Genomic DNA, 7,682 nt, shown 5'->3' on the forward strand with positions numbered 1-7,682 from the left:
CCGCTGCCCCAGAAGTAGTTATATTGGCTGATGTCCTTAATTTCCATTTGGTCTGAGTTCAATAACATTTGAGCGACCTCTGGATGGGTACGACATTTGATGTAAGTGCCTCGCGTCATATATGTCACACTGACTTTCTTCCAGCCCTTACGTTTTTGATGGCCTCTACTTTTACCTAACTTTGAAGCCTCAGCTGGGTGAGATGCTTGACGAATTTTTTCACGATACTCGGCCTCGTCAAATTTCATCGCCTGATAGTAGTGTTCTACCGACGGCCACTCGAAATCATCCAGTACAAAGGCGTGTTTGGAATAGGAGGCTAGCAGGTGATTGGGATCATCCCTTGTGAGGGTCAGGAGTTTTTTCTCTTGTTCATCAAACAGCATAAGACTTTTCCGGCTAAACTCGAGGAAGAGAAAATATTATATAGAATTCCTCTTTGAGATAGCTACTCTATCACTGCTCGCCTCTTTAGATATAGACAGGCATAAGGAGATATGGATCGCCCCCGATGGACTCCATACCGTGTAAAAAGTTGGGGTGATTGTTGTGATTTAAGCTGTGGTGATAAATGCGGAGCAGGGTAGGCAAGGAATTAATCTGCGGTGCTAAAAATCCAAACCTTGTCCTGCCGCCTATAAAGTTCTAAACGATCTCGAGATGAGCAAGGTGCCGCGGGCATCCGTATTTAAATCCAGTATAAAATAGGACTAATGAGCGACATGAAAAAACTGGGACTGTACTGGTTCGTCAACGATCTTCGCCTGCATGATCTTGCGCCACTGCGGGCGCTAGCAGGTCGTGTTGACCAGCTGTTGTGCGTGGCCTGTGTCGATCCGGCGCTGCTGCGAAGCTCGCCACATATTTTGGGTGATGCGCCCATATCTAGTCAGCGGCAGCGGTTTTTAGAAGACAGTCTAGCCCAGCTGGACTGTGCGCTTAACAAGCTTGGGCAGCGTCTACTGATCTGCTACAGCTCGCCTATCAAAGGCATCGGTGATCTTCTGGCTAACTATCCGGTAGACGAGGTTTATCGCAGTCGCCACCCCGGAAGTTATGAGCGCAGTCAGTGGCAAACGTTAAAAGGCTACTTTCCGAGCACGCAGTTTCAGGAAATGGATAGTCATACTTTGTTCGCTTTGGATGCACTGCCTTTCGCGCCATCTGCACTGCCACCGACATTTTCGCAATTTCGCAAGGCAGTCGCCGAACTGCGGGTTCCCGGCCCCTTGCCGGCAATCTCTGAATTGCCGCCGCCCCCTGCTGATTTACCGCCACACACCCATTGCCAAGTGGCAAATAGTTATCAGGAATTTAGTTTTAATGGCGGCGAGGCTGCCGGGCTTGAGCACGCTAGATCTTACTTCGGTAGCCATTGGCCGAGTAACTACAAGCTGCTGCGCAATGATCTGAATCGCTGGCATCACTCCACTAAATTCTCGCCGTGGCTTGCCTTAGGCTGTGTGTCTGGCCGTGAAATTACTGCCCAGTTGCGTGACTTTGAGAAGCGCTGTGGCGCCAATGACTCGACCGAATGGATTTATGTGGAATTACTGTGGCGGGAATATTTTCAGTGGTATGCCCACCGGCATGGTAATGATTTATTTCGCTTTCAAGGCATTAAACAACGCAAGCCGCTGACCAGTTTTTATCCCGAGCGATTTCGCGCCTGGAGCCTGGGTAAAACACCTTGGCCACTGGTTAACGCCTGTATGCACCAGCTTAATGAGACTGGCTATATGAGTAACCGTGGACGCCAGATTGTGGCCAGTTGCTATGTTCATGAGCTCCAGCTTGATTGGCGATACGGCGCGGCATATTTTGAACAACAGTTAATCGATTATGATATGGCCAGCAATTGGGGCAATTGGCAGTACTTGGCGGGGGTGGGCGCCGATCCCCGTGGACACCGTCATTTTGATCTAGAAAAACAAACCCGCCAGTTTGACCCTGGCGGCGAATTTATTGAGCGCTGGGGAGGCCTTGAGTCAGTAGCGGCGAAAGATAGCCAAGACATGGTTGGTTGGCCCTGCGGTGGGGAGCCTGAATCGCAATGAGTGACGGGGTCGCTCTGCTGTGGTTTAAGCGTGATCTGCGTTTGCGCGATCACGACGCACTCGCGGCGGCGTGTGCAAGCGGGCAGCCGCTGATGTTATGCTATATTTTTGAGCCCATGGTGTTACTAGACCCTCACTATGATCGCCGTCACTGGCGCTTTGTCTGGCAATCTTTGCAAGAGCTTAATACCGCCTTACAACCCTTTGGCGCTAAGCTATTTATATTTAGTGGCGATGCGCTAGAAATACTCCAGAACATCCATCGCGAACGCGGGATTCACAGTCTCTACAGTCACCAGGAAATCGGTCTGGAGTTGACCTTTGCCAGGGATCGCGCGGTCGCGACTTGGTGTCGGCAGCAGGGTATTAAGTGGCGGGAGTTGCCCAGTGGAGCAGTGCAACGCGGCGCCCGCCATCGGCAGCATTGGGACCGGCACTGGCAGCAGCAGATGTTCGCCCCCTTGGCTCAGGTAGGCCTAGAAGTCGCCCATTTCATTAGCGACTACTCAGTGACAGATTTTGAGCCGCCAAAGGATTGGTTAGAAGATGGAGAATTATTTCAGCGCGGCGGTCAAGAAAACGCTAAGCAAACGCTGGACAGTTTTTTGGCCGGTCGTGGCCGCGACTATTACCGACGACTATCGAGCCCCTCGACGAGTCGCGAAGCGTGCTCTCGAATGTCGCCGTATCTGGCTTGGGGAAATATAAGCATACGGGACATGTATCAGCAGTTGTTAGGTCATCGACATACGCCGGGTTGGCAGCGTTCGTTAACAGCCTTGTCATCGCGATTACACTGGCACTGCCACTTTATCCAGAAGTTCGAAAGCGAGCATGACATGCAGTTCAGACCGGTAAATCGTGCCTATGAAGACCTGCCATACCGCGACGATACGCTAGCGGCGGAGCACCTGAGTGCGTGGCAGCAAGGACGCACCGGATACCCCCTTGTCGATGCCTGTATGCGCTGTTTGCAGAGTACTGGCTATATCAATTTTAGGATGCGGGCGATGCTGGTGAGTTTTCTCTGTCATCACCTGAATCTTCATTGGCAGCACGCTACCACTCACTTGGCGCGGCTGTTTCTAGACTTTGACCCCGGTATTCACTACCCGCAGATTCAGATGCAAGCCGGGGTTACTGGCACTAATACGATTCGTATTTACAACCCGCTTAAGCAATCTAAAGAGCAGGACCCCGATGGTAAATTTATTCGTTGTTGGCTGCCAGAGTTGGCAGACCTACCCACTGAAGTCATCCATGAGCCTTGGATTATTCCACCACTGGAGGCGCTTATGTTGGACTTCTCTCCCGGCCAGGACTACCCCTTACCTATTGTTGATTTGCAGCAGGCGGCTAGTGCTGCCCGCGATCGCCTGTGGTCTTGGCGTGGTAGCGACGCGGTTAAAAAAGAGGCCGCGCGCATCTTGGCAATTCACGTTAGACCCCGCAGTAGCGCGGCTAAAATTAGAGATGGGGGTGAGTGTTGAATTCTGCTAATACCGTCAGGCTGATCCTCGGTGATCAACTAAATGCCAGTCATAGCTGGTTTAAACAGGTGGATGATGAGGTGCTCTACCTGATCTCGGAATTACGCCAAGAGACCGATTACTGCCTTCACCACGTACAGAAAATCTGCGCTTATTTTGCCGGTATAGCGGCTTTTGCCGAGACTCTGCAACAAGCCGGACATCGCGTTCATTACCTTACCTTAGATGAAAGCGCAGCCTATAGTGATTTACCTGCACTGATCGAATCTACATTAAAGAGCTGCAAGGCCAAGGTATTTGAGTATCAGCGTGCAGACGAGTATCGCCTGCTAATGCAGTTGCAGGCCTTGGCGCCATCAAATGTGACCGTTGAGGAATGTGACAGTGAGCATTTTTTACTGCCCTTTGAAGAAATATCCCGCCAGTTCACTGCGGGCAAACATCGCAGGTTGGAGAATTTCTATCGTCTAATGCGTCAGCGGCATCACATTTTGATGGACGGAGACGTCCCGTCTGGTGGCCGTTGGAATTTTGATAGTGAAAACCGTAAGCGTCTCACGCCCAGCGATATCGCTAAGTTGCCCGAGCCATTGGTCTTCGCCAACGACGTTACCGAGATATTGCAGCGTCTTGATCGCCGCGGCGTTCGCTATTTTGGTCGCGCGGACGTGCAGCTTATCTGGCCCGTCAGTAGACCGCAGGCGCTGCAAATGCTGGAGTATTTTTGTGGCTATTTACTACCCCATTTTGGTCGATTTCAGGATGCCATGACCGCGGAGGGAAGCCAGCGCTGGAGCCTGTATCATTCGCGCCTATCCTTCGCTATCAATGCGAAAATTCTTCACCCACGTGAGGTGATCGATGCTGCGCTACAGGCTTTTGAGGCCAGTGAGGGGGCGATTGATCTGGCTCAGGTAGAAGGCTTTATCCGGCAGATTCTGGGTTGGCGAGAATTTGTTCGGGGTGTGTACTGGGCCAATATGCCGGGCTATGCGGAGTTGAATAGCTTAGGTGCCGAGCGACCACTACCTGATTATTTCTGGACGGGCGAAACTAAGATGCGCTGTCTGTCGCAGGCCATTGGGCAGTCGCTGGATTATGCATACGCTCATCATATTCAGCGCCTGATGGTGACCGGTAATTTTTGTCTCCTCACCGGCATCGATCCCAAGGAAGTGGACGGGTGGTATTTAGGTATATATGTGGATGCGCTGGAATGGGTGGAGATGCCAAACACTCGGGGCATGAGTCAATATGCGGATGGCGGCTTGGTGGGGACTAAAGCCTACGCAGCAGGCGGTAATTACATCCGTAAAATGAGTGATTACTGCGGCGACTGCCACTATCGTGTACAAGATAAAGTTGGTGATACCGCTTGTCCGCTTAACAGCTTATATTGGCACTTTATGCTTTCTCACCGCCAAAGGTTTAGCAAGAACCCGCGCCAAAGTATGATTTATAAAAACTGGGATAAAATGCCCGAAGAAACTCGGCAGGCGACACTGGAGCGCGCCCAGTGGTGTCTCGATAATATCGAAGAACTATAGTTTAATTCCAGCGCCGGTAATATATTGAAGCGAGTCAACTTTGCCGGCTGATTCCGAGTCATAGTGAAAGTGAACATCATTTTACTATGGTTTGGCTGGCTTGAATTTACGATGTAAGCCCCAGCGTGCTAGGATTATCGCATCAATAATTTAGAGCATATTCATATGCCAGATTTTCTCTACCACAGCCGCCGGCTATTACTTTCTTACGCCATTGAAGGACTACTGCGCTTTATGTATTGGCGTAAAAAACGTCGCCGTAGTACTGGTCAGATTAGCGCTGGCGCGTCGCTTGCCAAGCCTATTCCAGAACATCCGCAAACCCCAGAAGATTTTAGACCGCTTGAGAATGCGTGTTTCCAAAACCCCTATCGTTTTTACGCTATGTTGCGCGAGCAGTATCCAGTTTATCGCTTGCAAAATGGTATTTACTGTTTATCCCGTTACGATGATATTGCCTTTGTTTGCCGTAATAACGAGCTATTTTCGTCTACTCATCAGGGTGCCATTGTTGGCTTGAAGCCACATCAGAGTGTAATCGAAGAGGGTCGAAAACACGATCGTCTAGCCGCCTTGGGTTTAACGCCCTGTGATGTATTGGCCGTGGCTGATCAGCCGCAGCACAGCAATGATCGCAAGGTGGGGCATAAAGGCTTGAACTCGCGCTTCGTTAAAAGTCTTGAGTCTGAGATCGAATCCCAGTGTCGCCTGCTGATGGATAAGTTTGTAGACAGCGGTGAAGTGGAGTTTATGCAGCAAGTCGGGTGGCGGCTGCCAATGCAGATTATCATCAAGCTCCTGGGATTTCCCGCCGAAGACTATGACAAAATTAAATACTGGTGTATGCACACAATTTCTACCCAAAGCGGGGTTGCCAGCTCGGTGGACGTTGCCAAAAGCCGTGCCGAGATTCTGGTGTTTATTCGCTACTGTTGGCAGCAGTTGGCGATTGCTAAGAAACACCCGCGCGACGATCTTTGCGGCGTCTTTGTTAAGGCGGTGTTAGATCCCAGTAATCCAATGACAGATCAGCAGGCGGTGAGTAGTGTCTTTCAGATGCTCGTTGCGGGCAGTGACTCCTCGGCCACTAGTATGGGTAATGCTCTAAAGCTGCTCATTGAAAACCCTGAGGTTGAAGCGGAAATAAGGGCAGATATAAGCAAGTTAGATAACTTCATTGAGGAGGTTTTCAGGCTTGAAGCCGCGTTTCAAGGACATTTTCGCTGGACTAAAACTAACACGGTATTACACGGTGTTGAGTTGCCAGCGGGCAGTCGTATATTTCTAATGTGGGCGGCTGCTAACCGCGACGAATCGGTGTTCGAAAATCCTGACAAGGTTGATTTAAACCGCGCCAATGGTAAACGACACCTTACCTTTGGTCACGGCATTCACGCTTGTATAGGCCGAGAACTGGCGCGTAGCGAGATTCGGATTGTGCTGCGAGAGTTTTTATTACGCACCAAAAATATGACAATAAGTGGCGATGCGCCGTTTGTCGCTTCGATGTTCGCTCATACTTTACAAAAACTACCGGTACGTTTTGATGTTGTTATACCGGAGTCTCAGGAGCGCGCGGCCTGAGCCGCGACTATTTATACAATGGCTTGGTGGGCGATATAGGCGGTGACAAAGGCGGCTTCTTGAAAGCCTTTTAGTTCGGTATCGGCAAACGGAATTTGCAGAGGATTTTCCCCCAAAACGGCTTTGGCTTGCGACGAGGTGATTACGATGACATCGAGGTCTGCGATTAGCTGAATGCATGCTTCCAGCTTGAAGCTGACTGCGCCACCCGCAAATTTACCTTTTGGCAAACGACCCTTGATCGCGACTTTGTCGACTTTATAGTCTTTCATAAGTTGCACGAAAGCGGCTTGAAATTGCTTTATGTCATATTGATTGTGTTCTTTGGGTATGCTCAATTTACGCGCCCGACAGTCCGGTATATTAAATTGTTGGTTTTCTAAATTAAGTAAGCAGACAACGGCATCGCTGCCGGTGAGTTCCACGCCGCAAATTCTCATTTTGTTTCCCTGGTGTTGGTTGCTGATATTCTGCTGTAAGTGCGAAGCCTTATTAGGTCCCGCAAAAGGTATTTAATACCCTTTCGTTTGGTTTGGCCGGCATGGCGTAGCGCTGATTTTCTGGGTTGAAAGTATGGGGGTTTTCGAGCACGTCTACCAGCTGGTTAAAAAAGCTAAAGTCACCGTTGCTTTCAGCGGCAGCAATGGCTTCTTGGACCAAGTGGTTGCGAGGGATGAAAACCGGATTCGCTTTAAACATTTGCGCTTGGCGTTGAGCGGGCGATTGCGAGTCGCTATTAAGACGCTGGCGCCACTGTTGTAGCCAGAGAGTGAAGTTGTCGTTGAAGTCAAAAAGTTCTCGGACACTACTGTTAATGCAGGCAGCCTCATCGGCCAGCTCGGCAAGGCGACGGAAGCACAGGGTGAAGTCCGTTTTTTGTTGTTCCATTAGTTTGAGCAGGTTTTGATACAAATCGTCATCTTGCTCGGTAAACGTAGCGATTCCCAATTTGTCTTTAATAATATTCTGGTAGGCGCTGAGGAATAAGTCGGGGAAGGTGTTCA

The 7,682-nt window shown here is 50.1% G+C and carries 7 protein-coding genes; 4 read left to right on the forward strand and 3 right to left on the reverse strand.

Features of this window, described 5'->3' with window-relative positions; translation table 11 throughout:
- A partial coding sequence (locus tag ACI955_RS16985; RefSeq protein WP_415244935.1) for an NADAR family protein occupies positions 1-386 on the reverse strand: 386 nt, incomplete at its 3' end.
- Between the two features lie 336 nt (positions 387-722).
- Here ACI955_RS16985 and ACI955_RS16990 point away from each other — a divergent pair.
- The 4 genes from ACI955_RS16990 (at position 723) to ACI955_RS17005 (ending at position 6,678) form a co-directional block, all read left to right on the forward strand.
- A complete protein-coding gene (locus tag ACI955_RS16990) occupies positions 723-2,057 on the forward strand; it encodes a DASH family cryptochrome (RefSeq protein WP_415244936.1) in 1,335 nt (444 codons plus the stop codon).
- A complete protein-coding gene (locus ACI955_RS16995; protein WP_415244937.1) occupies positions 2,054-3,547 on the forward strand; it encodes an FAD-binding domain-containing protein in 1,494 nt (497 codons plus the stop codon). The genes ACI955_RS16990 and ACI955_RS16995 overlap by 4 nt, the downstream gene beginning before the upstream one ends.
- A complete protein-coding gene (locus tag ACI955_RS17000) occupies positions 3,541-5,094 on the forward strand; it encodes a cryptochrome/photolyase family protein (protein WP_415244938.1) in 1,554 nt (517 codons plus the stop codon). The genes ACI955_RS16995 and ACI955_RS17000 overlap by 7 nt, the downstream gene beginning before the upstream one ends.
- 165 nt (positions 5,095-5,259) lie before the next feature.
- A complete protein-coding gene (locus ACI955_RS17005; RefSeq protein WP_415244939.1) occupies positions 5,260-6,678 on the forward strand; it encodes a cytochrome P450 in 1,419 nt (472 codons plus the stop codon).
- Between the two features lie 11 nt (positions 6,679-6,689).
- Here ACI955_RS17005 and ACI955_RS17010 read toward each other — a convergent pair whose 3' ends face one another.
- Complete coding sequence (locus tag ACI955_RS17010) at positions 6,690-7,118, reverse strand: DUF3010 family protein (RefSeq protein ID WP_415244940.1); 429 nt, start codon at positions 7,116-7,118, stop codon at positions 6,690-6,692.
- A 52-nt stretch (positions 7,119-7,170) separates the two neighbouring features.
- Positions 7,171-7,682: protein adenylyltransferase SelO family protein (locus tag ACI955_RS17015; protein WP_415244941.1), on the reverse strand; the 512-nt coding region annotated here is incomplete at its 5' end.

It is taken from the genome of Zhongshania sp. (assembly GCF_047636175.1).
Classification (GTDB): domain Bacteria; phylum Pseudomonadota; class Gammaproteobacteria; order Pseudomonadales; family Spongiibacteraceae; genus Spongiibacter.

Excerpts from the sequence above, each read along its gene's own strand:
- ACI955_RS16990 (WP_415244936.1), top strand. The coding sequence starts at position 723 with ATGAAAAAACTGGGACTGTACTGGTTCGTCAACGATCTTCGCCTGCAT.
- ACI955_RS17005 (WP_415244939.1), top strand. The coding sequence starts at position 5,260 with ATGCCAGATTTTCTCTACCACAGCCGCCGGCTATTACTTTCTTACGCC.
- ACI955_RS17010 (WP_415244940.1), bottom strand. The coding sequence starts at position 7,118 with ATGAGAATTTGCGGCGTGGAACTCACCGGCAGCGATGCCGTTGTCTGC.
- ACI955_RS16995 (WP_415244937.1), top strand. The coding sequence starts at position 2,054 with ATGAGTGACGGGGTCGCTCTGCTGTGGTTTAAGCGTGATCTGCGTTTG.